This is a genomic window from Streptomyces sp. NPDC093261 (assembly GCF_044753645.1).
Classification (GTDB): domain Bacteria; phylum Actinomycetota; class Actinomycetes; order Streptomycetales; family Streptomycetaceae; genus Streptomyces.
Genome location: NZ_JBIVNO010000005.1, coordinates 152245 through 178113, shown reverse-complemented (window position 1 = coordinate 178113; position 25869 = coordinate 152245). Strand labels below are relative to the sequence as shown.

Annotated in this window: 28 protein-coding genes, 4 pseudogenes and 1 riboswitch; of the genes and pseudogenes, 13 read left to right on the top strand and 19 right to left on the bottom strand. The window is 68.5% G+C overall.

What is annotated here, in order from left to right:
• Positions 1-10: 10 nt before the first annotated feature.
• From ACIP94_RS14845 to ACIP94_RS14830, 4 genes are all read right to left on the bottom strand, one after another.
• Entirely contained in the window at positions 11-769 is a 759-nt protein-coding gene (locus ACIP94_RS14845) for a 2,3-diphosphoglycerate-dependent phosphoglycerate mutase (RefSeq protein ID WP_402424666.1), read from the bottom strand.
• Complete coding sequence (locus ACIP94_RS14840) at positions 766-1257, bottom strand: inorganic diphosphatase (protein WP_402424665.1); 492 nt, start codon at positions 1255-1257, stop codon at positions 766-768. Before ACIP94_RS14840 ends, ACIP94_RS14845 begins: the two co-directional genes overlap by 4 nt.
• A gap of 607 nt (positions 1258-1864) precedes the next feature.
• Entirely contained in the window at positions 1865-2191 is a 327-nt protein-coding gene (locus tag ACIP94_RS14835; protein WP_402424662.1) for a hypothetical protein, read from the bottom strand.
• On the bottom strand, positions 2192-3622 hold the full coding sequence (locus tag ACIP94_RS14830; protein WP_402424659.1) for a dynamin family protein: 1431 nt from the start codon (positions 3620-3622) through the stop codon (positions 2192-2194).
• Positions 3623-3795: 173 nt separating this feature from the next.
• A riboswitch (Fluoride riboswitch) is annotated at positions 3796-3861 on the top strand.
• 30 nt (positions 3862-3891) lie between these two features.
• Here ACIP94_RS14830 and ACIP94_RS14825 point away from each other — a divergent pair.
• Positions 3892-4371 (top strand): inorganic diphosphatase, encoded by a 480-nt coding sequence (locus ACIP94_RS14825; RefSeq protein WP_402424655.1) that lies wholly within the window; start codon positions 3892-3894, stop codon positions 4369-4371.
• Positions 4359-4922, top strand: a pseudogene (locus ACIP94_RS14820) (phosphatase PAP2 family protein); the annotation flags it as partial. The gene ACIP94_RS14825 and the pseudogene ACIP94_RS14820, both read left to right, overlap by 13 nt.
• A gap of 30 nt (positions 4923-4952) precedes the next feature.
• Here the strand turns inward: ACIP94_RS14820 and ACIP94_RS14815 are convergent.
• The 4 genes and pseudogenes from ACIP94_RS14815 to ACIP94_RS14800 all read right to left on the bottom strand — a co-directional run.
• Positions 4953-5072: pseudogene (locus ACIP94_RS14815) on the bottom strand (serine hydrolase); the annotation flags it as partial.
• Positions 5073-5288: 216 nt separating this feature from the next.
• Positions 5289-5525, bottom strand: a pseudogene (locus tag ACIP94_RS14810) (hypothetical protein); the annotation flags it as partial.
• A 2-nt stretch (positions 5526-5527) separates the two neighbouring features.
• Entirely contained in the window at positions 5528-5947 is a 420-nt protein-coding gene (locus ACIP94_RS14805; protein WP_402424652.1) for an arsenate reductase ArsC, read from the bottom strand.
• Between the two features lie 48 nt (positions 5948-5995).
• Positions 5996-6631, bottom strand: coding sequence for a low molecular weight phosphatase family protein (locus ACIP94_RS14800; protein ID WP_402424649.1), 636 nt, complete (start codon positions 6629-6631; stop codon positions 5996-5998).
• A gap of 102 nt (positions 6632-6733) precedes the next feature.
• On the opposite strand from ACIP94_RS14800, the gene ACIP94_RS14795 reads away from it, so the two are divergent.
• From ACIP94_RS14795 to ACIP94_RS14780, 4 genes are all read left to right on the top strand, one after another.
• The gene (locus tag ACIP94_RS14795) at positions 6734-7048 is read left to right on the top strand and encodes an ArsR/SmtB family transcription factor (protein ID WP_402424647.1); all 315 of its coding nucleotides are present in this window, start codon (positions 6734-6736) and stop codon (positions 7046-7048) included.
• A gap of 64 nt (positions 7049-7112) precedes the next feature.
• Positions 7113-7898 carry an aquaporin gene (locus ACIP94_RS14790; RefSeq protein WP_402424644.1) on the top strand — a complete coding sequence of 262 codons (786 nt, stop codon included), beginning with the start codon at positions 7113-7115 and terminating at the stop codon, positions 7896-7898.
• Positions 7895-8962 carry an ArsO family NAD(P)H-dependent flavin-containing monooxygenase gene (locus tag ACIP94_RS14785; RefSeq protein ID WP_402424641.1) on the top strand — a complete coding sequence of 356 codons (1068 nt, stop codon included), beginning with the start codon at positions 7895-7897 and terminating at the stop codon, positions 8960-8962. Before ACIP94_RS14790 ends, ACIP94_RS14785 begins: the two co-directional genes overlap by 4 nt.
• A 66-nt stretch (positions 8963-9028) precedes the next feature.
• Positions 9029-10267 (top strand): MFS transporter, encoded by a 1239-nt coding sequence (locus tag ACIP94_RS14780; protein ID WP_402424638.1) that lies wholly within the window; start codon positions 9029-9031, stop codon positions 10265-10267.
• A gap of 7 nt (positions 10268-10274) precedes the next feature.
• Here the strand turns inward: ACIP94_RS14780 and ACIP94_RS14775 are convergent, their stop codons facing one another.
• A complete protein-coding gene (locus ACIP94_RS14775; RefSeq protein ID WP_402424635.1) occupies positions 10275-10748 on the bottom strand; it encodes a GNAT family N-acetyltransferase in 474 nt (157 codons plus the stop codon).
• Between the two features lie 63 nt (positions 10749-10811).
• A complete protein-coding gene (locus tag ACIP94_RS14770; RefSeq protein WP_402424632.1) occupies positions 10812-11189 on the bottom strand; it encodes an ArsR/SmtB family transcription factor in 378 nt (125 codons plus the stop codon).
• A 259-nt stretch (positions 11190-11448) separates the two neighbouring features.
• On the opposite strand from ACIP94_RS14770, the gene ACIP94_RS14765 reads away from it, so the two are divergent.
• The 5 genes and pseudogenes from ACIP94_RS14765 (at position 11449) to ACIP94_RS14745 (ending at position 15131) form a co-directional block, all read left to right on the top strand.
• Entirely contained in the window at positions 11449-12822 is a 1374-nt protein-coding gene (locus ACIP94_RS14765) for an NAD(P)-binding domain-containing protein (RefSeq protein ID WP_402424964.1), read from the top strand.
• Positions 12823-12829: 7 nt separating this feature from the next.
• A pseudogene (locus ACIP94_RS14760) lies at positions 12830-13045 on the top strand (MFS transporter); the annotation flags it as partial.
• 414 nt (positions 13046-13459) lie between these two features.
• Positions 13460-13651, top strand: a complete 192-nt coding sequence (locus tag ACIP94_RS14755) for a hypothetical protein (RefSeq protein ID WP_037949248.1) — start codon at positions 13460-13462, stop codon at positions 13649-13651.
• A 525-nt stretch (positions 13652-14176) separates the two neighbouring features.
• Positions 14177-14440 (top strand): hypothetical protein, encoded by a 264-nt coding sequence (locus ACIP94_RS14750; protein WP_402424629.1) that lies wholly within the window; start codon positions 14177-14179, stop codon positions 14438-14440.
• Between the two features lie 100 nt (positions 14441-14540).
• Entirely contained in the window at positions 14541-15131 is a 591-nt protein-coding gene (locus ACIP94_RS14745; RefSeq protein ID WP_402424627.1) for a hypothetical protein, read from the top strand.
• Between the two features lie 166 nt (positions 15132-15297).
• Here ACIP94_RS14745 and ACIP94_RS14740 read toward each other — a convergent pair whose 3' ends face one another.
• Positions 15298-16239, bottom strand: coding sequence for a PIN domain-containing protein (locus ACIP94_RS14740; protein WP_402424624.1), 942 nt, complete (start codon positions 16237-16239; stop codon positions 15298-15300).
• Between the two features lie 197 nt (positions 16240-16436).
• Here ACIP94_RS14740 and ACIP94_RS14735 point away from each other — a divergent pair, with 197 nt between their 5' ends.
• Positions 16437-16568 (top strand): hypothetical protein, encoded by a 132-nt coding sequence (locus tag ACIP94_RS14735; protein WP_402424621.1) that lies wholly within the window; start codon positions 16437-16439, stop codon positions 16566-16568.
• Here the strand turns inward: ACIP94_RS14735 and ACIP94_RS14730 are convergent.
• From ACIP94_RS14730 to ACIP94_RS14695, 8 genes are all read right to left on the bottom strand, one after another.
• Positions 16565-17224: a hypothetical protein gene (locus ACIP94_RS14730; RefSeq protein WP_402424618.1), complete on the bottom strand. Its 660-nt coding sequence runs from the start codon at positions 17222-17224 to the stop codon at positions 16565-16567. The two genes, ACIP94_RS14735 and ACIP94_RS14730, sit on opposite strands and share 4 nt — an antisense overlap.
• Positions 17225-17443: 219 nt before the next feature.
• The gene (locus tag ACIP94_RS14725) at positions 17444-17590 is read right to left on the bottom strand and encodes a hypothetical protein (protein WP_402424615.1); all 147 of its coding nucleotides are present in this window, start codon (positions 17588-17590) and stop codon (positions 17444-17446) included.
• 146 nt (positions 17591-17736) lie between these two features.
• Positions 17737-18720 (bottom strand): hypothetical protein, encoded by a 984-nt coding sequence (locus ACIP94_RS14720; protein WP_402424612.1) that lies wholly within the window; start codon positions 18718-18720, stop codon positions 17737-17739.
• 346 nt (positions 18721-19066) lie between these two features.
• Positions 19067-19330, bottom strand: a complete 264-nt coding sequence (locus ACIP94_RS14715; RefSeq protein ID WP_402424609.1) for a hypothetical protein — start codon at positions 19328-19330, stop codon at positions 19067-19069.
• 479 nt (positions 19331-19809) lie between these two features.
• Positions 19810-20970 carry an SAVED domain-containing protein gene (locus tag ACIP94_RS14710; protein WP_402424606.1) on the bottom strand — a complete coding sequence of 387 codons (1161 nt, stop codon included), beginning with the start codon at positions 20968-20970 and terminating at the stop codon, positions 19810-19812.
• A gap of 133 nt (positions 20971-21103) precedes the next feature.
• Complete coding sequence (locus ACIP94_RS14705; RefSeq protein ID WP_402424604.1) at positions 21104-22849, bottom strand: ThiF family adenylyltransferase; 1746 nt, start codon at positions 22847-22849, stop codon at positions 21104-21106.
• Positions 22846-23856, bottom strand: coding sequence for a cyclic GMP-AMP synthase DncV-like nucleotidyltransferase (locus ACIP94_RS14700; RefSeq protein WP_402424601.1), 1011 nt, complete (start codon positions 23854-23856; stop codon positions 22846-22848). The genes ACIP94_RS14705 and ACIP94_RS14700 overlap by 4 nt, the downstream gene beginning before the upstream one ends.
• A gap of 157 nt (positions 23857-24013) precedes the next feature.
• On the bottom strand, positions 24014-24289 hold the full coding sequence (locus tag ACIP94_RS14695) for a helix-turn-helix transcriptional regulator (protein ID WP_402424598.1): 276 nt from the start codon (positions 24287-24289) through the stop codon (positions 24014-24016).
• Between the two features lie 588 nt (positions 24290-24877).
• Here ACIP94_RS14695 and ACIP94_RS14690 point away from each other — a divergent pair.
• Positions 24878-25774 (top strand): DUF5655 domain-containing protein, encoded by an 897-nt coding sequence (locus tag ACIP94_RS14690; protein ID WP_402424961.1) that lies wholly within the window; start codon positions 24878-24880, stop codon positions 25772-25774.
• Positions 25775-25869 lie beyond the last annotated feature (95 nt).

The following is a 25869-nucleotide window of genomic DNA, read 5'->3' as shown; positions in this document are numbered from 1 at the left end:
GGGGGTTCGTTCAGCTGTGGCCTTCGGCCGCGACTGCCTGCGCGGCGACCCGAGCGCGGTCGGGGGCGAGATAACGGCCGCCGGGCGGCCACGGCTGGACATCGGGGGTGACGGTGTAGAGCAGGGGCTCGGCCGTGGGGATGTCCAGGGCAGGGACGGCCGACTCGTCCAAGCGGTCGAGCAACGAGACCAGCGCGCGCAGGGAGTTGCCATGCGCGCAGATCAGGGCAGTGCTGCCACGTACGAGGGCCGGCGCCACTGCGTCAGCCCAGTACGGGCGTACGCGAGCCACCACGTCACTGAAGCTCTCCACTGCGGGGACACCTTCGCCGGGCAGGGTGGCGTAGCGGGGATCGGCACGCAGCAGTGCGAGCCGGTCCGAGGCGAGCGGTGGTGGGCGTCCATGCAAGGAGCGGCGCCAGATCACGTACTGTTCGGCGCCGACGGCCTGTCGTATCTCCTGCTTGCTACGGCCGGTGAGCGCGCCGTACTGCCGTTCGTTGAGCCGCCAGGTGCGCCGCACGGGAATCCAGGAGCGGCCCAGGTGGCCGAGGACGATCTCCGCTGTGCGGATGGAGCGCTGCAGCAGCGAGGTGTGCGCCACGTCCGGCAGCAGCCCGGCCTGTGCGATCAACCGGGCTGCGTCGGCGGCCTGTTCCTCACCACGGAGGGTGAGCCGGTAGACGGCCCAGCCGCCGAAGAGACCAGAGGCGTTGGCCTCGCTCTCCCCATGCCGCAGCAGAATCAGCGTGCCGCCCCCGCCGGTCACTCGTGCTCGCTCCCGGCGGCGCGGGCGCGCGAGGCTTCGATCTCCGCGTAGGCCCCCTCCCGGCCTTCCCAGTGGGAGCCTTCGACGCTCTTGCCGGGTTCGAGGTCCTTGTAGACCTCGAAGAAGTGAGTGATCTCCAGCCGGTCGAACTCGGAGATGTCGCCGATGTCCTGCACGTTCGCGTACCGCGGGTCGTGGGCGGGGACGCACAGCACCTTCTCGTCGGGGCCGTGTTCGTCCTTCATGCAGAACATGCCCACAGCCCGGCACTCGATGGTGCAGCCGGGGAAGGTGGGTTCGCCGGTGATGACGAGTGCGTCGAGCGGGTCGCCGTCGCGGCCGAGGGTGCCGTCTATATAGCCGTAGTCGGCCGGGTACTTGGTGGAGGTGAAGAGGAGACGGTCCAGACGGATGCGGTGCAGTGTGTGGTCCATCTCGTACTTGTTGCGGGAGCCCTGGGGGATCTCCACCGTCACAATGAACTCCACGTCATCCTCCTTGCCTCGTTGTTGTGGTCCTCGAAGGGGCGGGACTGGGTGAGCCTTCGACGGTTGGGGTGGCGGGGCTCCTCAGGGCGTCGCGCAGCCGTCGTAGACCGTCTGCGGGCCGGCCGAGCCCGTTGATCTGCAGCCGAGCCACCTCGGTACGGGCGTCGGGATGCACGGCCACCGCAGCATCGGCCGCCTGCTGGGCGGACACCGCCTCGTCCAGCACTTCCACGAGTGCTCGTATCTGAGCTGGGCGCGAGAGGCGGACAGGCGGGGTACGGCGACGGCGCAGGCGAGCGAGGAGGCGGACGGTACGGCGCCAGAGTTCCGTGCCGGGCGGCGCGAGCGCAGTGGGTGCAGGCATGGCTCCTCCTGGTCAGCACGGCTGGACCAGGGACCGTCAGCGAACACGCGTCCGCGGTTGCGGTGAGCCCCATCACCGGCACGCCCTTCCAGGGGGTGCCCTTCCAGTGTGCGCCTCGGTCCATTCCAGGCCACTCCGCCGGTGCTGGGCATAGGCCGGACGGGGCGCTCTGCCCAGGACCATCGGCACGCGATCAGCATCGGGGTGCTTGCGCCACCACGATCCGGATCGGTGGTTCCCGGGTCATGGCACGTTCCCTGCCGGGGCGTCTGCCGCCAGTTCGCTCAGGTCGCCCAGGATCTGCCGCAGCAACTGTTCACGCGGGGTGAGGCAATGATCCGCCGGTAGTGTCTGCTGTCGGTCGGCGTCGAGCACCGTACGGATGCGGCGGGCCACGGCCTCGTACCGCGCTTCTAGCGTGCTGTCCAGGTGCCGGGCCCTTTCGGTGAGCCGTTGTTGCAGGTCGGAGCGGATGCGGCCGAGGTGCATCGGCACCAGGTTCTCGGCCTCGAACCGCAGATGGCGCTCGGCACGGGCATGGCGCCAGGGCGTGGGCAGGTGCCGGCGCACCTAGCCGGCCAGCAGCTCGCTCTGACCGACGTCCTCGGTGAGGTGGTAGTGGAAGCGCGGATTCGGGGCGAGGGATGTGCCGTCGTACTCCAGCAGCGGACGTACGCCGAGCAGATCGCTGATCTCCTCACGCAGGACTCCGATGTCCCGGTCCAGGCCCTCGCGCAGCCGTGCGTCCAGAGCCACCAGCCGCCCGTCGAGCCACTGCTCCTGCTGGGCCCGCCATGGTTCGACCGCCTGCCGGACCAGAGCGACCAGGTGCGTGCGGCCTGCGGACTCCAGCCCTGGCCCGGCATGTTCAGTGCAAAGCGCCGGCCAGTCGGCGGCCAGGCGCTCCGCCACTTGCTGGGTGAGCGGCCGGTCGGCCTGCGCTGCGGCGGCATTGAGTCCGTCCAGCAGGCGGCCGGCCTCGGCTCGGGCCGCATCGCGGGCTTCCTGGCGGCGCTCGCCCAGTCGCTCCACCTGCTGGCGGAGGGTACTGCGGTACTCCAGCTTCCTGGCCGCTTGCGCCTCGGCCATGGCACGGGCCATGAGTACCTCGTCCAAGAGCGCGGCGGTCAGGCTCCCCAGGCGGCGGGCCAGGGAGCGTTGCAGGTCTGCGTGGCGGTTCCGGTCCAGGTACGCCCCGAGCGTGTTGCGCAGCTCGGTCACCCCGCGCTGCCGGTCCGGCCTGGCCACGCACACGTGCACCGTCACCGGTTCGCCGAACACCTCACCGGCGACGGCGCGCAGGTAGTCCACCGCCTCCGGCAGGTCGGTCTCGTCGAGCAGGTCGGCTTTGTTCAGCACCACGAAGACCCGTACCGACGCGGCGGCCACCTCGGCCAGCAGCTCGCGTTCCGCCGCCGAGACCGGCGGGTCGGCGCTGAGGACGAACAGTGCCGCGTCCATCGTCTTCAGCGCGGCCCGGGCCTGCTCGGTGTTGTGCTCGTGCACCGAGCCTGTGCCCGGAGTGTCGACCAGTTCGATGCCTGCCGGCAGCCTCGGCGTATCTAGGCGGACGACTACCTCCTCCACGCCCAGCCGGTTGCCCGGATTGGAACGCTGAGTGACGAAATCGGACAAAGCCTGAAGTGGATGTTGCTCAGTGCGGCCGTCCGAGAACCACACGCTCATGCCCTCCGGCGGGTCGGCCCGCACGACGGTCGACAGGGCCGTCACCGGCACCACGCCCGTCGGCAGCACCTGTCGCCCCAGCAGTGCGTTGACCAGCGTGCTCTTGCCCCGCTTGGCATCCCCGACCACCAGCACCCGGAACCGGTCCTGGGCCAGTTGCTCGCCCACCGCTTCCAGCAGCCGTTGGTCTTCTGACGCCTCGGGGATGCCAGCTGTCTCCAGCCGGGACAGAGCCGATCGCAGACGCGCACTGGTCGAGGCCACCGTGGCGGCAGAGGATGCGGTGGACGTCGCTGCGGAAGCGGATGAGGTCATGGTGGTCTCCCAGCCGTCAGGCAGGGACCGTTGGCGAGCCTGTTGCGGCCCGCGGTTGGCGGTGAGCCCCTCCACCGTCCTCGTGCCCTCCACGGTACGAAGCGGACCGGCCGGCCGCAAAGGCCGGTCCGTACCCCGGCTGGTTGCCGCGTCAGCCGTGCAGCAGGACACTGCTGGTATCCGGCGATGGGGCTCGCCGACAACCGCACCTCTGCGGTGCTGATGGCCTCTACCTGCTGACCGTGCTCACGTCTGAGGAGGTCAGGGCCATGCCCCGGATCACCGTCGACATCGACGCCACCGTTTCGTCCACCATCCGCAAGTCCGACGACGGCGCCTCCGGCCGCCTCACTTCGACGGGCTGGCCGGTCGGACACGGACGAATCCCTGACACGCTCGACACCGATGGGCTGCCCCTGGGCGCTCTCGTGGTGATGCCCGAACCCGCCCTGGCCGGTGCCACCGTGCCTGCCTGGCCCCTGGGTGTCCTGCACCGCATAGGCGCCGAGTCCGTGTCTGCCGCCCCGGTACTGCTGTGCGTGGCCGAGGATCCTTCCTTCATCGACCTCGCCGACACAGACGACCTGCCCCGCTGGCACGCCGAGGGCGACGCCTGGGCCGCCGTCCTTGCACGTCTGCAGCACCAGGCCGTCGGCAAGGTCACCGACTGCGGAACCCGCGCCGAGGCCGAGCACCTGATCAGCGACGCCCATCACGCCTACGAGCGGCTCACAGGATGCCTCGAATGAAGGGCGTGGAACACGGTCACTGCGTCAGCTGCTGGCGAACCCGAACGGCCATCGGGCTCCTGGGCACGGTCCTGCTGTCTCTGGCGACTCGATACGAGCAGCCATTAGCTCTCTTCGATCGGCGTGCGGCCTTGCCCGCGCCACGAACACAGGCGGGTAGACGGGCATGGCTGGCCGTCACGTCGCTGGGCTCGCGTCCAGTCGCCTACACCGCGGTGACTGCACGGTGCCTGACGCGTGAGCCGTCCAGGCCCGTACGTGAGCGCTACCGGCCCTTGCTGGTTCTGGCCATCGGTGACGCCGTACGCAGTGGCCTCTGCCGTGCGGTCGACCGCCCCCGGCCTCCGGAAGAGGACTGGCTGTCCGACTGCCAGGGAGCGAGCTTTCCGTCTCGGCATACCGCGACGGCCCTGCTGGCCGCCGGGCTGACCGCAGGGGCGGCTGGACCGGCTGTCGCCGGTGCGGTGGCTGCGCTTGTCGGCCTCAGCCGTGTGGCCCTGCGTGTTCACTGGCCGTCGGACGTCGTCGGCGGATGGTTGTTCGGCTACGGCTGGCTGGCCGTCTCGGAGCTGGCGCGCCGACGCGTTGCGGACGTCGCTCAGAGGCCCACAATCGCGGTTGCAGTGGAGCTTGTTGGTCAGGAGCACAGCCCAGCGAGCCTGAGCAGGTGAGAGCCACTTGCCTGTGCCGGTGAAGCCGTGTGGATGACCCGCTCGGGCACTGGGTCCGACGATTCGACAGCCTCTGGACCCTCGGCAAGACCGGGCCCAGGGGGCTGGCGAACCAACTGGCTGCTCAATGAGAGGCTCACCTTGATGGAGCCCCGGTGTGAAGATGCCATGCCGACCGCCCCGGAGAACGTGTCATCGCCATCTGTGAAGGGGCGCGGAACCCGAGAGTCGGGGCGCCACCGCCGATCACGACGGACCGCCCCGAACCTTACGGCGTATCAGCAGCACTGAGGCCCTGGCCAGTTCGGTGTCGCCGTCGGCAAGTGCGGCGAGGTACCGCTCTGCGTCGAGCGCGGCCTGACAACCACTGGCAGCAGCCGTGATGGCCTGGCGGTAGGTGCGGTCGACGACATCGCCGGCGGCGAAAACACCAGGGATGCTGGTGCGCGTGGAGGGCGAGGCGACCTTGATGTAGCCGTCGTCGGTCACGCCTCCTGCTGGGCGTCGATCTCAGCGATCAGGGCCTCGATCCGGGCCTTGATCTCGTCGCGGATGGGACGGACGGCCTCGACGCCTTTACCGGCCGGGTCCTCCAGGGCCCAGTCGAGGTACTTCTTGCCGGGGAATATCGGGCAGGCGTCGCCGCAGCCCATGGTGATGACGTAGTCGGACGCCTGGACGGCCTCGGTGGTGAGGATCTTCGGCTTCGCCTCGGAGATGTCGATGCCGACCTCCTTCATGGCCTCCACCGCGGCGGGGTTGACCTGGTCGCCCGGGATGGAGCCGGCGGAGCGGACCTCGATCCGGTCACCCGCGAGGTGGGAGAGGAATCCGGCGGCCATCTGCGAACGCCCGGCGTTGTGGACGCAGACGAACAGCACGGAGGCGAGCGGGCTGGAGGACATTGGTTCTTCCTTCGTAAGTGGATCAAGAGGGTGATGGGGGAGTCGGTTTCAGGTGCTCGGCAGCGAGTCGAGCAGCTGGGTGATGTGGGCGTCGATCTCGTCGCGGATGCCGCGGACGACGGCGATCGGCGCGCCCTCGGGGTCCGTGACCGGCCAGTCCAGGTACCGGCGGCCCGGCAGCACGGGGCAGGCGTCGCCACAGCCCATGGTGATGACGATGTCGGCGGCCTGCACGACCTCGTCCGTGAGCGGCTTGGGGAAGGCGTCCGTCAGGTCCACTCCGGCCTCGGTCAGTACCTGGGCGACGACCGGTTCGACCGCGGCCGCCGGGTGCGTGCCCGCCGAGGAGACGACCATGCTGCCGTTCACCCGGTGGGCGAGGAGGGCGGCGGCCATCTGGGAGCGGCCGGCGTTGTGGCTGCACACGAACAGCACCCGCGGCAGGCCACTGCCTGGCGCCCCCTGAACATGCGCGAGCGCGTCCAGCCGCTCCGTGGCCAGGTGCTCCGCCAGCACCACAAGGTGGGTGCGGATGCGGGCGTGCTCGGCGAGTCGTTCGTAGGAGTCGATGATCAGGCGCTGGATGGTCTCCGGGGAGAAGTGCCCGCGGTAGCGGACGGCGAGGCGGGCGATGCCGGCCGCGAGGCGTGCGTCGGGCAGGACAGGGGGCGGGGATGCGGTCATGGGAACCCCTTCGGGGCGTGGGCCCCCACGGGTGTGGGGATGCGGGTCCCAGGGATCAGCTCAGGCTGGTATCAGCCCGGAGTGATGTGAGAGTATCAGTCCATGCTGACGTCAGTCGACACTGATCTGTTGCGGGTCCTGGCGGATCCGCTCCGCCTCCAGATCGTCACCCTGCTCGCCAAGGAGACGCTCTGCAGCACCCACCTGATCGAGGAGACGGGGGCCAGACAGACCAACCTCTCCAACCACCTGAAGGTGCTGCGCGAGGCGGGGGTCGTGGAGACGGAGCCCTGCGGCCGGTTCACCTACTACCGCCTCAAGCCCGACGTCATCGCCTCGCTTGCCGGTCAGTTCGCCGACCTCGCGGAGACCGCGCGCGCCACCGCCGAGCACCACGTCAAGCGGTCCTGCCCCTGAATTTTCCCGGCGCCCGTCCATCGCCGCGTCCCGTCGCCAATCCCGCATGCACCGAGGAGTCCCGTTGACCGCCACCGAGGCCACCGAGCACGACAGAGCCGGGGACGCCATAGCCCCGGGCGCTGAGCCGCAGCCCGCCCCGGGGGCCACCCCGCCCCAGACTCCTCCGCTGCTCGCCAAGGCCGCCGCCGAACTGGTCGGCACGGCGGCACTCGTCGCGGTCGTGGTCGGCTCCGGCATCCAGGCCACCGAACTGACCAAGGACGTCGGCCTCCAGCTCCTGGCCAACTCCACGGCCACCGTCTTCGGCCTCGGCGTGCTGATCGCCCTGCTCGGCCCGGTGTCCGGCGCGCACTTCAACCCGGCCGTCACGCTGGCCGAGTGGTGGACCGCCCGGCGCGGCGGCGCCGGCGTCAGTCTGCGCGAGACGGCCGTGTACGTTCCCGCGCAGATCGTCGGTGCTATCGCGGGTTCGGTCCTGGCCGATGCGATGTTCGGCGAGCCGCTGGTCAAGTGGTCCACCCATGACCGGTCGGCAGGGCACCTGCTGCTCGGCGAGGTCGTCGCGACCGCCGGCCTGATCCTGCTGATCTTCGGCCTGGCCCGCACCGACCGCGTCCGCTTCGCTCCTGTCGCGGTCGCCTCGTACATCGGCGCCGCGTACTGGTTCACCTCGTCCACGTCCTTCGCCAACCCGGCGGTGACCATCGGCCGCGCCTTCACCGACACCTTCGCTGGCATCGCGCCCAGCTCGGTCGCAGGGTTCATCGGCATGCAGCTGATCGGCGCCGTGGTCGGCCTGGCGCTGGTGGCCCTCATCTTCATGCCCGGCCGGGAAGCCGCCGAGTGACGCGCACGTCCCAGGTAGTGGTGGTCGGCGGCGGCCAGTCCGGGCTCGCCGCCGGATACCACCTGCGCCGCCTAGGTCTCGACTTCGTCATCCTCGACGCCCAGACCACGCCGGGCGGCGCCTGGCAGCACACCTGGGACTCCCTGCGCCTGTTCTCCCCGGCCGCGTACTCCTCGCTGCCCGGCCGCCTCATGCCACCGCAGACCGGCGCCACCTACCCCGACGCGCAGCACGTGGTGGAGTACCTCGCCGACTACGAGAAGCGGTACGAGCTGCCCGTCGAACGGCCCGTGCACGTCCACGGCGTCCACCGGGACGGCCAACTCCTGCGTGTGGAGACCGACTCCGGCACCTGGCACGCCCGCGCCGTGATCAGCGCCACCGGCACCTGGTGGCGCCCCTTCCTCCCCGCCGTTCCAGGCCGTGGGGACTTCGGCGGTCGCCAGCTGCACACGGTCGAATACCGGCGCCCGCAGGAATTCTCCGGCCGCCGCGTGATCGTGGTGGGTGGCGGCAACTCCGGCGCGCAGATCGCCGCCGACCTCGCCTACGACACCAAGCTGACCTGGGTCACCCAGCGCCCGCCCCGCTTCCTGGCCGACGACATCGACGGACGCGCCCTGTTCGACACGGCCACCGCCCGCCGCCGCGCCCTCGACGAAGGCCGCACCGACACCGGTGGCGTCGCCTCCCTCGGCGACATCGTCGCCGTCCTGCCCGTCCGCGCAGCCCGCGATCGCGGCCTGCTCAAGGCGAGCCCGATGTTCACCCGCCTCGTTCCCGGCGGCGTCGAGTGGGCCGACGGTACCCGTGCCGAGGCCGACGCGATCATCTGGTGCACCGGCTTCCGGCCCGCCCTCTCCCAACTTGCACCGCTTCAGCTTCGAGGCCGACGCGGCCACATCGCCACCGTCGGCACACGCGCGGTGGACGAGCCGCGCCTGCACCTGATCGGCTACGGCGACTGGACCGGCCCCGCGTCCGCCACCCTCATCGGGGTCGGCCGCCCCGCGCGCGATGCCGCCCGTGAGATCAGTGCGCTGCTATCGGCCGGAACGGCGTAAGAGCAGCGGCACAATCGTGTCTTCCTCCAGTGCCGTGCCTCCAACGGGTGCTGAAGACTGCCGCTCGTGACGACGACTCCCGCCTCCGACCGCTCCTCGACGCCTGAACAAGAACGATGGCTGACCCCCGGAGTGCGAGGGATCGGCGCCGCCAGCTTCCTGGCCGATGTCGGCCACGAGATCCCCACGGCCCTGCTTCCGTCCCTGCTGACCTCCACGCTCGGCGCGCCAGCTGCCGCACTGGGTGCGATCGAGGGCGTCTCGGACGCGCTCGCCGGAGCCGCCCGTTTTGGTGGCGGCGTCCTGGCCGACGACCCGGTACGGCGGCGCAGGGTCGCCGTCGGCGGCTACACCACCACCGCCGTGCTCGGCGCCGCCACCGCTGCCGCGAGCTCGGTGTGGCAGGTCGGCGTGCTGCGGGCAGCGGCCTGGACGGCGCGTGGGCTTCGGGTTCCCGCTCGCAACGCGCTGCTGGCGGACATCGTCCCGGCGGGCGCCTATGGGCGGGCGTACGGCTTCGAGCGGATGATGGACAACCTCGGCGCCATCTTCGGACCGCTCCTCGCCCTCGGTCTGGTCGCCTGGCTGGGCGTGCAGTGGGCGATCGTGCTGTCCGTGATCCCTGGTGTGCTGGCGGCTGCCGCGATTGTCTACGCCATCCGTCACACGCCCGAGCCGGCCAGCCGGGACAAGGTGCCGCTGCGGTTCCGCGTACGCCCTATACTGCGCGGGGAACTGGGACGGCTGATGGCCGCGGTCGCCGCCTTCGAGGTGGGCAACGTCGCCGCAACCCTGCTGATCCTGCGCGCGATCGACCTGCTCACTCCCGGACACGGCACGCGGACGGCGACGACCATCGCGCTCGGCCTTTACACCGCCTACAACGTTGCTGCGACCGCAGCCTCGATTCCGGCGGGACGCCTGGCCGACCGGCTCGGTGTGCGCGGTCCGGTGCTCGTGCTGACAGGCGGTGTTGCGGCGTTCGCCGTCTCCTACGGCCTGTTCGCGGTCACCGGCGCTGCCCTGATCGTCCTGGCGATCCCCTTCATCCTTGCCGGGGCCGGCATCGGCGCGGTGGAGACGGCCCAGCACTCGGCCGTCGCCGCACTCGCCCCGAAGGAACTGCGCGGCTCGGCATTCGGACTGCTGGCCACCGTTCAGTCCTTGGGCAATCTCGCCGCGTCGACCCTGGTCGGCGTCCTGTGGTCCGTGTTCTCCCCGGCGGTCGCCTTCGCCTACCTCACGGTGTGGATGCTCCTCGCCCTGGCAGGGCTGCTGTTCACGGCCGCCCGCCCCACCGGCTGACCATTGCTCAGTCGACCAGCGGGCTGCGACGTTCGACGAGGACGACATCCCGCCAGCGCCCGTGGTGGCGGCCGATGCGCTCGCGGGTGCCGATGATGCGGAACCCGGCCCGCTGGTGCAGTGCGATGCTGGCGGTGTTCTCGGGGAAGATGCCGGACTGGATAGTCCAGACACCCGCCGCCTCGGTGGAGTCGATCAGCGCCTTGAGTAGGGCAGAGGCCACTCCGCGGCCCCGGGCGTCGGGATCGACGTAGACGGAGTGCTCGATGACACCGGCGTAGGCGCAGCGGTCGGAGACCGTGGTGGCGGCGACCCAGCCGAGCACTGCCTCGTCCTCGGCGAGGGCGACGAAGCGGTGCTCGGGCAGCTTCGCGGAGTCGAACGCCTGCCAGGTTGGAGCCGTCGTCTCGAAGGTGGCGTTGCCCTCATCGATCCCTGCCTGGTAGATCGTCAGAACCTCGTCGGCATGCGCAGCGGCCATTGGCGTGATGGTCACACTGGTCGGGCTAGACATGGCGGCGTACCCCTCGTCCCCGTTCGCTGGTCAGGCTGCGACCGGCGCGATAGTCAGCAACTTGCCCATGGCGGCCAGTACGGACGGCTCAACCCGGTAGTACACCCAGGTGCCGCGCCGCTCGGAAGTCAGCAGCCCAGCCTCCTTCAGCTTTTTCAGGTGGTGGGAGACGGTCGGCTGGGAGACGCCGACGTCCGAGATGTCGCACACGCACGCCTCGCCGCCCTCGTGCGAGGCGACGGCGGAGAACAGCCGCAGCCGCACCGGGTCGCCCAGCGCCTTGAACATTCGCGCGGCCGTCTCGGCCTCGTCCGCCGTGAACGGGCGCTCGGTGAGCGGCGGGCAGCACGGCGCCACAGCGTCGGCGGCTTCGGGCTCTATCAGCGGGAGCACCTTCGTATTCGACATACGTCTATGTTGACATACGTCGAACCAAGTGGGCGAGGGGTGAATGGTTCACCCATGAGCGAGGTGACCTGGCGGGCGCCATGCGAATCGGGCGTCACCGCCAGTCTCGACCGGCCGCCCTCGCCCGCCGCTGCCTCGGTCCGTAACGCCCCGGGCCTCTGATTCGGTGAATGTCTATGTTGACGCTTATCGATGCAGGTGTCATGCTGGGCGCCGCAAGACATCGACAGACGTCGAATCAAAGGGGAATTCCGTGGCTGTGTCCACCAACAGCGTGCCCACCACCGGCCAGCTGCCCGTCATCGTCATCGGCGCCGGCCCGGTCGGCCTGGCAGCTGCCGCCCACCTCGTCGAGCGTGACATCGAACCGCTGGTCCTGGAGGCCGGTCCCTTCGCCGGCACCGCCGTACGCGACTGGGCGCATGTGCGGCTGTTCTCCCCGTGGGCCGAGGTCACCGACCCCGCCGCCGAGAAGCTCCTCGCCCCCACCGGCTGGGTCCGCCCCGACGGTGCCACCTATCCCACCGGCGGCGACTGGGCTGAGCAGTACCTCCAGCCGCTCGCCGATGTCCTCGCCGACAAGGTCCGCTACGGCGCCACGGTCACCGGCGTCGCCCGCGCCGGCCGCGACCGCATCGTCGACGCCGACCGCGACGAACAGCCCTTCACCGTGCACATCCAACTGGCCGACGGCGGCGAGGAGCGCATCAGCGCCCGCGCCGTCATCGACGCCTCCGGCACCTGGTCCATCCCCAGCCCGATGGGCGCCGACGGCCTGCCCGCCCTCAGCGAGAAGGCGGCAGCCGACCGCATCTCTTACCGCGTCCCCGACCTGAGGGACCCCGCTGTTCGCGCCCGGTACGCGGGCAAGCGCACCGCCGTCATCGGCTCCGGAGCTTCCGCCTTCACCGCGCTCGCCTACCTCGCCGACCTGGCCAAGGACGAGCCGGGCACGCACGCAGCATGGGCCCTGCGGCGCGGCATCGGAGCGAACACCTTCGGCGGCGGCGAGGCCGACCAGCTCCCCGCCCGAGGCGCCCTGGGCCTGCGCGCCAAGGCCGCCGTCGAGGCCGGCCACGCCTCCGCGGTGACCGGATTCCGTACCCAGGCCGTGGAACGCGACGGCGACCAGCTGGTACTTGTCGCCGAGGACGGCCGTCGCCTGGATCCGGTGGACGAGGTGATCGTGCTGACCGGCTTCCGGCCCGACCTGTCCTTCCTGTCCGAGGTCCGCCTGGGCCTCGACGAGCGCCTCCAGGCTCCGACCACGCTGGCCCCGCTCATCGACCCGAACGTGCACTCCTGCGGCACCGTCTACCCGCACGGCGTGAACGAACTGTCCCACCCGGAGAAGGACATCTACCTGGTCGGCATGAAGTCCTACGGCCGCGCCCCCACGTTCCTGGCGATGACCGGCTACGAGCAGGTCCGTTCCATCACCGCCGCCCTTGCCGGCGACCGGGAGGCCGCCGAGCGCGTCGAACTGACCCTGCCGGAGACCGGAGTGTGCGGCGGCGCTGGCCTGTACGACGACCCCGACGCCGCCCAGAGCGGCGAAGGCGGAGGCTGCTGCGCGGCCCCGGCCACCCTCCAGATCAGTATCGGCGCCCCCGCCTCCTCGGGCGGCTGCTGACCCGCCGATGGACAACGTCCAGGTCAGCGAGGCCGCGACCGGTACGGGGGACCGGTCGCGGCCTCGCGCCGCGCTGCCCGCGCTCTGCGCCACGCAGATCACCAGCTGGGGGATCGTCTACTACGCATTCCCCGTCCTGAACCCCCAGATCGCCGCCGCCACCGGATGGTCGACGACCGCAACAACCGCTGCTTTCTCCGGCGCCCTCCTCATTTCTGCCCTCACTGAGACCGCCCCGCCCCAGCGTCGTTCCCCGTGGCGCTCGGGCGGGGGCACAACTGCACAAAGCCCCCGGTCAGTTGGCCGGGGGCTACTTGCTTGCGATCAACAGCGGCGCGGCCTTACTCTGTCGGCACTACGAGGCCCCGCTAGCGTGGGGCCTTGAACCCCCGGATGTGGTCCAGCCGGGGCTCTTGAGTGTCGCGCTAGGCAGCAACCCGGCTCGACGCAAATGGCAAAACCCAAGGGTAATTTCCGGGTTTGTTGCGACGCGGACCAACGCGACTGACTCGACCGTGACTCCTCTGGAGGAAGTGCGTCTTCGTGACGTGCTTGCTGGAGGGGTTGACATCTACGACGTAGGTGGCCGGTCGAGCGTCGCAGGGCTCACCGACCGGTCCCAGAACTGGAGGAATTGGTGAGCGCCAACCAGAAGAGGGTCTTCGCTTACGCCCTCTGCTTCCCTGTCGCGTTTGTCGTCGGGGGATGCTGCGCGGGCGTGGCCGCCCTGTTCGATGCCTCGCCCTTGGGCATCGTCTCGGCCGGCATCGCGGGCTTCATGGCCGTCATGGGTACCGCGATCAAGCTGATCGGCCCGTTCGACTTCTGAGCAACAACGAAGAGACCCCCTGTCCAGCGCGGACAGGGGGGTCTTCGTGCGTCAGGTCAGCCTCCGAGCTTCTTCTGGAGCTTGCCTGCTGCTTCATCAGCTTCGTCTGCTTCTTCGTCTGCTTCTTCGTGGCTTTCGCGTAGGCCGCAGTGCGCTCCTTGTCCGAGCGGAAGTCGATGGCGCCGAGAGTGCTACTTTGGATGTGCCCCACGGCTTACCGGCCGTTTGGGGCCACCCTCGCCGCGAAGTGGGGGTGTTGAAAGCGATCGAGGTCTTAGTCCAGCCGACGACGCTTTAGGGCACTCCTGCCCGACACGGGAGGTTTACCGAGGTTAAGCGGCGCCAGTGCAGCCGCTGTGTTAACCGAGTACCGGCGCTTGAGGACTGAAGCGGCAGGGCTCGACCCGCTCCTAAAGTGCTGCGTCCAGTGACGTGGCAGCTACAGGGAGCGCTACGTCACTTGTCTTGGGGCAGGTGGCTGGTCGAGGCCGTCGCGCGCTCACCAGCCACCGGAAGGGAAGTACGGTGAGCGCCAACCACAAGAGGCTCATCGCGGTCGCGTTCTGTCTGCTCATCTCCGCCTTCATCGGCGTCGTCTGGGGCGTGCTCATGCGAGTTCTCGGTGACCCGGTTATCGACTGCGTCAAGAGCGGCGGAGGCTCGTTCGGCACCAGCGCCATGCTGGGGACTGCGGTTATCCTGCTGTTCCCGTTCAAGGACGACGTTTCGGGCGGCATCGCCAGGCAGGCACCCCCGACCACGGATCGGGAGGGGGCGCCTGGTGCCTGAACTACCGTGATGGGGATTCTTGAAGGCTCTGGCCGCGGTTTCGTGAATCCCCAGGTCAGCAGTGGGAACGCGGGATCGTTTCGGCAGCGTACTTCCTGCCGTGGCGAGCAAGGCGGTTGAGGATGTGCTGTTTCCCGGGATCGATGTGCGGGTGGAGGGGGTGTACGACTCCTCCGGCATCCTGGTGGTGGAGGCGGTGTCGACGGCCCGTCCAGGCCGGTGCCTGAACTGTCGCAAGCAGGTCCGTCGCCTGCACAGCACGTATCTACGCACCCTGGATGAGCGGCCGTTGGGCTCACGCCGGGTCATCGTCCGGCTGCGGGTGCGCCGGTACTTCTGCGACCGGAAGAGCTGTTCCCGTACGACGTTCGTCGAGCAGGTGCCGGGGCTGTCCACGCGCTACCACCGTTCCAGTACCGGGCTTGCGGACTGGCTGCGGTCGATCGCGATCGAGCTCGGCGGCCGTCCCGCCGCACGGCTGTGCCGTCGACTGCGGCTGACCGCGGGCCGGACCCGGCTGCTCAGGCTGCTGACGGCGCCGGCGGTGCCGGACCGTGCCCCGAGGGTGCTGCGGACTGCATCCTGGAACGACGAGTGCTATGCCGTGGCCACCAGTCTGCGCCACTTCCTTGAGCAACTTCGCGATGTCATACGTCAGTTCGCCGCCACAGGGAACCCCGGGACTTTCTGAACTTCATGCACCGCCTGTCCACACACGTCTTCCGTGGCTTCGCGGAACCGCGGCCAGAGCCTCGAAAAACGGTTCTGACCGCGGCGCCGTGAACGGTCCACTCGGAGGCGTGGGCCGATGAAGCACCGGTCGTAGCCGTCACGGAAGGCCGCGGTCCCGGGCGGGACTACGTGTCGTCACCGTCCTCAGGGACGTCGACGCTGATACTCGCGAGATTCGCCTCTCGGTGCTTCGCACCGAAGCCGTCCTCGGGGATCAGGTACTTGTCCGGTGGGAAGCCCCAGGGCAGGCACCAGGTCATGGCCTTGCCGCGCATCCCGTTGTCGCGCGTGATGACGGTGATCTGACGCGGTGCGATGGCCTGCTGCAGGTGGGCCGCCCGGGCCACGGCTTCGTCGTCGTTGTTCGGCAGGCGTAGGTGCCCAAGCTCGTCGCGTAGGACCTGGACCTCGGTGCCGTCGTGCAATTCGAAGCGACCTTCGGTGGATAGCCCCTTGAGGACGTCGCCCAGCAGCTCGTAGACCCCGCGCGCCCGTTTCCTGATCTTTTCGCTGCCCTCGGAGTAGGACTTGGTGTCGATCTCTTCCACCACCACGTGCGGGATCACCAGCGTCGCTGGGCCCTTCCCGCACACCCGAGACCACGGGATTTTGTCGAAGCGCTGACAGTGCAGCAGGGTGTTCGCGTCCACGACCAGCACACGCTGCCGGTAGCTGCGGTACTCCTCCACGGTCTGCCGCATCTGGTTCTGCAGTTCCATGAAGTACGTCGCCAGCTCGTCCAACTCCCAGTGCAGCAGCAGCGCGGTTCGGTAGGGCGTCAGGGGGCTGTGCACGATGTGGCTGTAGTGCTCGCCGCGCAGCCGCGCTGGCACCGCCGGGTCGGCGAAGACATCCGCCAGTTGCCGGGCGGTCGTCGCGGTCCACTCGGTGTACTGCCGTAGCGTCACCACCAGGTCGGGCCCGGCCAGCTTCGAGGGTTCCACGCCCGCCAGCATCGGCTGGGCGAAGTTCGGGACGGAGCTGCGGACGTCGTTGAGGCCGCCCTGGACCAGGTCGTCCAGGAACCTGATCGCCTTCTCGCAGGTGACCCCGGGCCGCAGCAACATGGACGACTCCCTTGCTTTTCGGGCTGCCGCACCGTTGCGGGCGACTTCGCCAGCCACATCGTGGCAGCCGAGCCCGGCAGACGGCCACCGAGATCCGCGAGCCTTGAGAGCGATCAGGGCTGAGTTGGTTCGCTGGCCGAGCCTCTAGCCCCTCGCGCACCAAGGCTCTGCAGCGCGACGTCCTCTGCCGGCATGGTGTGAGTGCCAGTGAGGTCTTCGACCACGACGAGGTCGAGTTCGGCGGCACGCTCCCACATGTACATCTGCTGCTCAGGGGTCAGGCCCAGCGCCTTGTCAGAAGCGATGAGTTGGAGAGCGGCGGCGGCTAGTCCTGGCGCAGCCGCAGCCGCAGCCATGGCCTGGCGCATGGCCTCGTCGGCGGCATCGGCCGCAGGCAGGTCAGCGGCGTAGCGCGCGGCCATCCCGTGGACCTCGACCGCCCGAGCGCTGATCCGCTCCAGGGCGGCGTTCGCGCAGGCATCGCCTTGGTCGGCGCGCAGCACGGGTCCACCCGGTGGTGGCCCGCGGTCGCGGCGGCCGGTCGCGGCGGTACGTGCTCGGGACCGGATTCCTGGGCGGGCTTGGGGTGGGTGGCTGCAGCGACCCTCGGGGAGCGGCTGCGCAGCTTGTCCACGCGTTGGCGCACCCAGGCGTTGACGCGAGGGCGGGCGGTGGCGAAGCCGCGGGCTGCCGCGTCATAAGCGAGGTCCCCCAACAACTGGACCACCTCGCGGGCGAGCAGATCCGCGAGGTAACGGAGGAACTCGTCGTCGTGGGATCGGTGGTCGTAGCCGTCGTGGTAGCCGTCGGCGTACCGGTCGGGGGCGTCGAAGAGTTCGGCCTGGCCGATGAGCGAGTTGTCCCGGTCGTCGCGTACGTTGCCGCGCATCGCATTGGAGGAGGCGCGGGAGTAGTCGAGGTGGGTGCCGGCGGGATACACGGCCACCACCAGCCTGCGGTTGGGCGGCCGTTCGTTGTCAGACATGCAAGCACTGTAGGAGGCGGCACTGACAGCACGGGGGGGCGAAGCCACCATCGCGTGAGTGACGCCGAAGGCGCCCTTGGCGGGGAGCCCCGGCTGGACACGGGGGAGGCGGGCGACTCCGCCACCTCAGAACACTGCCGTCTTCCGATCGGGAGCAAGGGCTCGGCAGGCCAAGCCAGAAGTCCAAGATCATTCACGAAATCGCGGCCAGAACCAAATTCAAATAGCCCCATCAACCCGAACCGGGCAGGCGCCGGTCGCGCAGTCCTCGTCCGTGGAGTCCTCGATCGAGGTCAGCTCGTAGGCCGCGAACTCCTCGGCGGAGATCCGCTCGTACGGCGCCAGGGGTCGGGTGCCGTCGACCATGATCGTGGTGCCCTTCAGGGTACCGGCGCGTCGCCGGGTCGGTTAGCGCTCCTCGGTGGCCCGCTCGGTATGGAGACCTCGTGGGCGGGCGCCCAGTCGAGCAGACTGGACGCCCGTTCCAGCAATGGCTTGGGTTCGGGCGACCGTCAGCAGCAGAACCCGCGGGTCGTGGCCCGGGGCTCGACGTCCGTGTAAGGCTTGAACCACTCGTCCCACAGGTCTTCTTCGGCCACGTCTGCTTCCAGGAAGTCGTGCGCCCTGTCGCTGACGTCGAGCAGCCCGCTCTCATTAGCGAGGAACTCCCAGTCATAGTCGAACCGAGAGGTCGGAAGGGTCTGATAGACCTCGTCCGCGTGGACGGACTCGATACTGAACCCGCCGATGCCATCCACGGCGTAGCCGAATAGCACGCTCTCGGCCAGACAGCGCGGCTCCGGGATACCGCCGGCAAGTAGATCGGCCGCGAGGTCGTCGTACGCGCGAGCGCAGTGAAGAAGGAACCAGTCCGACTGAGTCCCCGCGCTGACCGGAACGCTGTGCTCCCAGAAGTCGGGGTCATAAGCGGCACGGTACGTCTTGTCCGCAAGGTCCCTCAGCTGCCGATGGAGAACGAATGCGGTCCTGGGCGTTACCCCAACGCCGCCGCAGTCCCCACAGCCGCGGCCCCGGGGGGACGAGCCGCAGACGGCGCACTTCGCGCAGTCCTCGGCAACATTGCAGCCGCAGCTTAGGCAGCTCCCGCAGTCGGATGCGCTGAAAAGCGAGAACACGGCCGCGTTGAGCCGTCCCAGGTTCTCCGTGACGGCCCGCGCGGCCCTGCGCGCAGCCCGGGCTCGTGGAGCGTCACGATGTGTGTCCTCGATCTCATCCGCGATGTCAGTGATCGCCTTCCTGAGGGGGCCAGGCAGGGAAGCTGAGCACCCGTGAACCTTCGCGAGGGCACCTGCTCCTCCCTGGAGAACCGCGTTGAGCGTGGCGGCGAGCAGCTGGGATTCGTCGTGATCCTCGAACGTGCCGATCTTCGAGAGTTCCGGTCCGCGGGGCGTCCCCTGCATGCTGAAGAGGATGGCACCGTTGCCCTTGGGCTGGGTCAGGAAGAAGAGATGCGACGGTGCGGAATGTGCCGGCATGGCTGAGCCTCCGTGTGGTGCGCGGGCAACGAGTGCGGGCACGGTAGGGAACACCGCCGCAGACTCGTGCCTGCTACGTGAAAGATGAGGTGAGAGACAAGCCGGTGGCCCGGGTGCGTCCGCAGACTCCTTGGCGAAAGCGCAGCTGGTGATCTGGCTACGAGCGAGATCCCGTTGCTGGCACGCGGAAGCCTGCCACAGAAGGTGTCGGGGATTCCAGTGAGTTCGCGAAATCCTGAAGTCGGGGCGGGGGTTGCCCGGCCCCTCAACTCCTGCCCCTGCCTACCTGATGTCCTGGTTCCAGGCGCATCTCCGTCCGTTCAGCCTCGTATTGCAGACCGTGTGTTCACAACGCCAATATGAGCTGCCGTTCTCTAGGCGGCGCAGTTCGATGCTGGTGCCGCGCCGCCGCGCCGCCGCGCCGCCGCGCCGCCGCGCCGCCGCGCCGCCGCGCCGCCGCGCCGCCGCGCCGCCGCGCCGCCGCGCCGCCGCGCCGCCGCAGCGGCCGCACTCGGACGGCCTGGGCCTGGTCCGTGCCGTCGCGGATGAAGACGGTCACGCGCACGCTGCGTCCGACCCGCTCGCGCAGCAGCGGCGGGATGCTGCGCACCCGGTTCAAGACCAACGCCCACAGCCAGACCGACCTGCGGGCCGCGCGGAGTCGGGGGCGTCAAGAGGTCTCGGTGCCGCGGTCTGTTCGCCGCCCTGCAGGTCTTCAACCTGATCAGAACGGTACCCAGCAGTCTCTCGCTATAGGGGTGTCTGTGAGAGCGGAGTGCGACGAGAAGCCCCGCAGGTGCGGCCGGCGGGGCTTCTGAGTAGGTGGGTTTCCGTGTCCGCCGCGAGCACCGTTGACTCGGGCCCTCCTCTCTCGAGCACCCGAAGCAAGGCCACGGAGACGACACGCGTGTTATGGCCGATGCGCAGCATGCGGCCCGGGAACTTTCTCGACCAACCAGGCCGTATCCTTCACCCCTGCAAATCTCAACGCCTTTGGAGATGTCTGCAGCATCGGAGCGCCCGCCGGGCATTGGCGGAGACGGCGGTCGCCAACCTCTCAAGCAGATTTTGCCGCCTTGTGCGTGATCGTCAAGAGATGCGCAACGCTGCCGTGTACTGGCCGGCGGTGCGGTCATAGATGACCAGGTCGGGGTGAACGTTGGCATCGTGGACACGGCCGAGCGTCACCGCAGCTGACACGGGGATAGCTGCCAGTATGTGCAGTCGTCGTAGGTTCTTGTGGTTGGCCTCCAGCTCGGAGAGCAGTTGCCGGAGCACCGAGGTGAACTCGTTGAGCGTGGGAACGGAATTGATTACGTCGACGGACGGGATGACGTCGTGCGGGTGAATCGTCCAGCGCGGAAGCAAGGCAAGCTGTTGGGGTAGCTCTTCTGCCTGGATCGATCCGGAGATGTTCAATATCAGCACTCCGTCAGAGGCGTCAGGGGCAGGAGAGAGAGGCGGCTCGGTGACGAAGCGCACCATCCGGTCCGTCGTGTCGGGCCAGGACCAGGATTCCGTGCTGCGGTGCCGTTGGTAGATGGAGACGGTGAATGTGTCGTCCAAGCGGGAGCCGAAATAGGCAAGCAGTGGCAAGCGGGCGAAGGCGAAGGCACTCACGTGGTGCACTGAGTCCTCACGCAGCGCTTCCGCCAGCTTGTGTTCCAGGACCCGATCGATTTGCTGCTGGCACTGTTCCCAGTACGCTGGCCCGCCGGCCTTCTCACCGGGTATACGTCGTAGATCGATCTCGAAGCCGTCGCCGTGCAGGCTGAGGGGGAAGTCGGGGAATCGCTCTTCGGAGCGGATGACGGCCTCGGCGGCAGTGGGCTTGGTGAGTTCGACTTCCTGGCCGCGGACTTGTCCGATCAGCCGGATTACCACGGTGCCGGTTTCCGGGTTAAGAGCGGTCAGCCGCCGGATCCACTCCTCCCGATCGCGCTTGATGCGCCGGAGCCGTTCGACCGTCATGACGTCGAGAGAGCCCTTGCGGTCGATTTCGTTATGCTCGCCGCGGCACAGCAGCATGAGGTTGTCAGCCAGGTCGCGCTGGTCCTTCGGGAGGGGGTCCATGCCGCGCGGTGACTTCGGCGTTGCGTCCTGCCCCACGATGTGGGCGAGCTCTCCGAGGGTGAAGTCCTGATAGGTGAGCTTTCCCTCGAGAAGGTAGGTTCCGCAAAGTTCACATCGTCCGCCGGCGCGGACCCAGACCTTGAGCCGCTCGACGTCGGGGATGGACTTGCGTGCCACAGGTCGACTCCTCTTGGCGCAGGCGGGGGTTGAGTGTGTCGTGGGCCTTGGTGCGGGGACACCGGTCTGTTGCTGTGGTGCCGTGCAGCGGAAGTATGGGGTATGGGCGCTCGGTCTGGCCGCATCGGCCGGGCTAGGGGACATGGGGAACGTAGTGATGATGCGGTCCGCTGCGGGCGTGTGGAAGAGCGACCAGGTGGGTTCCCGACTTCGACGCGGCCAGCTGCATGCCGAGAAACGTGGTGAGCGTGGCGGCGACGGCGGCGAGGTCGGCTGAGGATCCGTGGAAGGTGGGAACGGAGCAGCCGCGGGTCGGTATGAGTTCGTCGTCGGGCTCTGCTTCTTGCCACAGGGCGTGGTACAGCTCGAGTTGGTGGTCGTCGAGTACCGAAAGGCCAGCCAGGGAGTCCAAGCTGTGGGGGCCTTGGAGGGTTCCCGGTGCGCAGACGGTGAGGATGCCAAGTGTCCCGGTGCGGGTGTCTGTGGCGATCTGGGCGAGGGTTGCCTTGCGGTTGGGTGTGCGGGCGAGGACATCGAGGCATTGCCCGATGGCCAGGCTGACCGTGGCGTCGATCACGAGGTCGGCGTGGTTCATGATCTGTTCGGCGTCCTCGGGGACGAGGCCCTCAGCGATCTCGACGGTCAGGCGGTCGTCGATGTTACGCAGTCGGTCAGCCAGTGCGGCGGCCTTGGCCGCGCCGAGGTCGGTCTCGAGGAAGTTCTGCCGGACGAGCAGCCCGCCGGTGACGACGCTGGGGTCGCACAGCGTGATGCGTGCTGCTCCTGCGCGTGCGATGAACTCGGCGGTCCAGGATCCGATGCCTCCGCAGCCCCAGATGTGGATGTGCTTGTTCTGGTAGCTGTTGACGGGGCGGTTGTCGTCGCGGCGGGTTGTGACGGTATGCCGTTCGTCGGACACTCGGCACCACTCGATCGGGAGGGCCGGGTTGACCGCGCTGGGTGTGAGAGTGCTCAGGCAACCGGGCTGGCGCCTTGCGAGGCTGCGGAGTTCGTTGGCGGCGCTTGCGGGGATTCGGCCCGCGAGCAGATGGGGTGGGCCGCCGACGGGGTGGGGTACGGCCAGGAGGAGGTATTGGGGTGTGTCCTCAGCGTTTCTCACCACGCTGGTCGCGAGGGAGGTCAGCACGGCCGGCGCGAACGGCCTGGCGGTGGGGGCACGGCTGGCGAGTGGCGCATCGATCTGCCGGAGGAGTTCGACGAGTGTGGTGCCGGCTCCCATTGGCAGGGGCGCGGGGAGGATGATGACCGGCAGGCGTGCCGTGGGAGGTTCTTGTGGAGTGAAGGTGAGGTCCAGGCGCTGAGCGGTCCTTGGGATCAGGTATGCGGCCTGGACGCACTTTCCGAGCACGGGTTCACGCACAACGATGGTGGGTGTTCCTGCGGACTGATGCAGGACCCCGCCGACCGCGTGATAGAGGGCGGTTGAGGCGTTGAACCGGTTGCCGGCGGCATCGCCGAGCCAGGCCCACAGGCGGTTTAGGCTGGAGCGGATGCCGCCTGCCGGGTTCCATTCTCGTGCCGGGTCCAGGTACAGGCACAGCCGGTGGCCCTGCAGGACGTGGGGGTATCCAATGAACCGGGTGTGCGTGACGTCGACCTGCGGGGGGAGCAGCGGGGAGGACGGGACGCGGAGAACGAACCGCTCGTGCGGCTGAAGCCGAATCCCTCCCTCCACCGAGACGGTCCCCCTCGTGTCGATCTCGATCGTGATTGCCAGGGCGCCGTCGTCCGTACGGTCAGGCACTCCCACCACGCGCAGGGTGTCCGGCTGCTCGGCGCCGATCGCGCGGAGATCCGCGAGCGCCTGTCTCTGCCACGGTGTGGGAGCGCCGAACCGCCCGGGCTTTCGCTTGCTCATCCAGCGCGCCCCGACCGCCCCGTCGTCGTCACGGCGGCCACGGACGCGGCCGCGGCGGGGAACTTCGCGCTGCTCTGCTGGGCGTCGGGCTCCTTGAAGCCCGTGCCGAACAGACCCTGCCACAGCTCGATGCTGGTCTCCTTGTCCGCATGGTGGTAGGCAGCCTCGATCTCCTCCGTGTGCACGCTGATCCGCTCGCGGAAGTAGGCGTAGGTGTCCTGGGTCCAGCGGTGGTCAAACGTGACGCCCGACCCGGAGGGGTCGGCGATGGACGGCTTGTTGGGGTTGGCCTGCAGGTAGGTGTTGAGGTCCTGGACCAGGTGGAGCAGGGTCGTGGGGACGTTGGCGTAGTAGCCCGGATCGATCAGCGTCTTGGCGTCGCTGACCTGGTTTCCGAGCAGAGTCGTGAGGATGATCGACCGGGTTCCGGTGAAGGAGTTCTTGTGGTCGCGCAGGTACTTCAGCAGCCGGATGACCCTGCGTAGGTTCCCTCCGGTGATGTCGTCCTGATTGCGCATCCAGGCTGTGAAGCCCTCGGGGTCCGTCGCCTCCCAGCAGTTGTCGTCCCGGTTGACGATGACGTCGCGGCCGTCGCTGAGCTGGACGTACGGGACGATGTCCACGTGCATCAGGTTCTTGTATTCCAGACGCACGCAACGGCACTTGCGCGAGTGCGGCATCTGGCGGTAGCGGCTGTGGCGGTCCAGTGCCGCGTAGACCTTGTCGATGTAGGTCTTGGGGTTGCCGTGCCAGTCCGGGTTCTCCTCCATCAGAAGGAGGAAGTCGGCATCGAACTCCTTGTCGCCGACCGGGTTGATGATGGTCCTCTGCGCCCACGAACCTTGAGGGATCTTGTCGAGGACGAGGTGTCCGATCTCCTCATCCGACTTGAGGGCTCGGTAGACGCTGTCCACTCGGTCGTCGAGCATGTCGAGCTTGGGCCGGCTCAGGTTGACCGCGTCCGTGAGGAGCGTGTTGAAACAGGTGGTGAGCTGCACTGGCGCCATCCCGTAAATCGTCTTCACTGAAGATGATGACACCGTAGCGTGGGGGTACGACAGCGACGGTGACACGGCGGGCCAGTCTGCCTTCAGAGCGGGGTAGTGAAAGGGCGCGCTTGGAACGACGAAGCCCCGCCGGAAGCGGAGCCTCGTCGAAGCTGGCTTAGGGCGTGGGGCGGCATCCGGCGCGGGCATCGTTATACTCCGGATCTCCGCTTTCGAGGACGCGGAGTAGGGACGCCGTGACAACACGGGTCTTACGGCCGATGCGTAGCACACGGCACGGAAACTGCCCGTTGCGAATCAGATCGTATCCCTTGGCCCGTGAGAATCCCAGCGCCTTTGAGGCGTCCTCCACGCTCCCCGTTCCGCCCCAGGCGGCGCGGATGTGAGCGGGGCTATAGCGAGGGCCCAGAGTCTCTTCGATGTGCGTGTGCATTTCGATTACTTTCGTCTTGGCGGGTAGCCCGTGCCGGACCTACGGACACCGCATGCGTCCGTCATCGCGGTGACCGCCAATACTCCGCGTTATCGCCGGTTTGGCTAACCGGCGATTTGGGGCTATGTTGCCTCGCTCGCCGTGGAGGAGTTCCCTCTGACAGCGTGAGGCACGATGCCGGCGAGGAGTCGGCAGAGTCCAGCACTTCACTGCAGTGCCCAGCACTGTGACGAACGGTTACCACGGATGAGTTTGGTGTTGCATGGGCCGCAGTTCGCCCTGTTGCATCACTGCAGGTCAATTGAGGTCTGGCCCTTCGGGGTCAGGCCCCCCTAAGTTTCACCGTGCTGGATGGGGCTGGATTTTCTGATTCCTCGTCACCTGCCGCCAACGCCGCATCTCCTGTACTGTGCTGAATTCGTGCTGGACGCCGACGAATCACGGGTACCACCGGCCTGCGTGCTGCGCGCCGGGGCAGCCGAACCAGTCGATCGGGCCTCCGGCACACGTTCTTCACGTGACTCGCGCCGGTTGCGGAAACAAATCTCTGCCTGTCTGACGTTGTCGATCTCCTATGCGATAACGGGGGTGGTCGGCTTGAAGTTGTTCCGGACGGATGCATCGCAATGCGGAGTGAGCGAGGTCATGCCGCGTCTTGCTGAGGTCGAGGCAGATGTGCAGGGTCTCGTCGAGGCGCACATGGAGACGCTGCTAGGCGTCCGATTCCTGGCGAGCGAGTACGGCACCGGGCCGGTCCACAAGGGCCGGATCGATTCCCTCGGGCTGGACGAGAACGGATCGCCGGTCATCGTCGAGTACAAGCGCGGCGTCGACGCCGGCGTCATCAACCAGGGCCTCTTCTACCTGGCGTGGCTAATGGACCACCGTGCCGAGTTCGAGTACATGGTCCGCGACCGGCTCGGGATGAGGGCCGCGTCCCATGTCCTGTGGAGCAGCCCTCGCCTGATCTGTATCGCCGGCGACTTCACGCGTTACGACGTGCACGCCGTGCACGAGCACCGGCGGTCGATCGACCTGGTTCGCTACCGACTCTTCGGGAGTGACCTGCTCGGGCTTGAGACCGTGGCGTCCGGGAGCGGCGGCATGCAGGTGGCACGCCGAGTCCGCCGCCAGGCGGTTGCCCGGGCGACAGCCGACGTCCAGGATGCGTCGATGGTTGAGCTGGCGAGCGCGGTCGATGAGGCACTGCTCGGGCTCGGGGGCGGTGTGAACCGCGTCGAGCGCAAGACGTACCGGGCGTACCAGCGGCTGCGGAACTTCGCCTGCCTCTGTCCGCCGCAGCGGAGCAAGCTGCTGGTCTACCTGAAGGTGGACCCGAAGGACGTCGACCTTGTCCCGGGATTCACCCGGGATGTCTCCGGTCTCGGTCACCACGGAACGGGTGATCTGGAGGTGCAGTTGCGTACGCCGAGGGATGTGGAGCGGGCGCAAGATCTGTTCCTGGCGAGTTACGCGGCGGCGTGATCGCTGGCGGTTTCCTCGGTCGGGCCTGCTCGTGTGGGCGGTCGGGACCTCGTCGCGTGATGGACGCGGGGACAGGACGTGGCGGTGGATTACCA

Coding starts and splice junctions, on each gene's coding strand:
- ACIP94_RS14705 (WP_402424604.1), bottom strand. CDS start 22,849: ATGAGCAAGCGAAAGCCCGGGCGGTTCGGCGCTCCCACACCGTGGCAG.
- ACIP94_RS14795 (WP_402424647.1), top strand. CDS start 6,734: ATGCTGACGTCAGTCGACACTGATCTGTTGCGGGTCCTGGCGGATCCG.
- ACIP94_RS14805 (WP_402424652.1), bottom strand. CDS start 5,947: ATGTCCTCCAGCCCGCTCGCCTCCGTGCTGTTCGTCTGCGTCCACAAC.
- ACIP94_RS14740 (WP_402424624.1), bottom strand. CDS start 16,239: ATGTTGCTGCGGCCCGGGGTCACCTGCGAGAAGGCGATCAGGTTCCTG.
- ACIP94_RS14830 (WP_402424659.1), bottom strand. CDS start 3,622: ATGACCTCATCCGCTTCCGCAGCGACGTCCACCGCATCCTCTGCCGCC.
- ACIP94_RS14770 (WP_402424632.1), bottom strand. CDS start 11,189: ATGTCGAATACGAAGGTGCTCCCGCTGATAGAGCCCGAAGCCGCCGAC.
- ACIP94_RS14695 (WP_402424598.1), bottom strand. CDS start 24,289: ATGCACACGCACATCGAAGAGACTCTGGGCCCTCGCTATAGCCCCGCT.
- ACIP94_RS14730 (WP_402424618.1), bottom strand. CDS start 17,224: ATGTCTGACAACGAACGGCCGCCCAACCGCAGGCTGGTGGTGGCCGTG.
- ACIP94_RS14775 (WP_402424635.1), bottom strand. CDS start 10,748: ATGGCCGCTGCGCATGCCGACGAGGTTCTGACGATCTACCAGGCAGGG.
- ACIP94_RS14720 (WP_402424612.1), bottom strand. CDS start 18,720: ATGCCGGCACATTCCGCACCGTCGCATCTCTTCTTCCTGACCCAGCCC.
- ACIP94_RS14825 (WP_402424655.1), top strand. CDS start 3,892: ATGCCCCGGATCACCGTCGACATCGACGCCACCGTTTCGTCCACCATC.
- ACIP94_RS14700 (WP_402424601.1), bottom strand. CDS start 23,856: ATGGCGCCAGTGCAGCTCACCACCTGTTTCAACACGCTCCTCACGGAC.
- ACIP94_RS14725 (WP_402424615.1), bottom strand. CDS start 17,590: ATGGTCGACGGCACCCGACCCCTGGCGCCGTACGAGCGGATCTCCGCC.
- ACIP94_RS14800 (WP_402424649.1), bottom strand. CDS start 6,631: ATGACCGCATCCCCGCCCCCTGTCCTGCCCGACGCACGCCTCGCGGCC.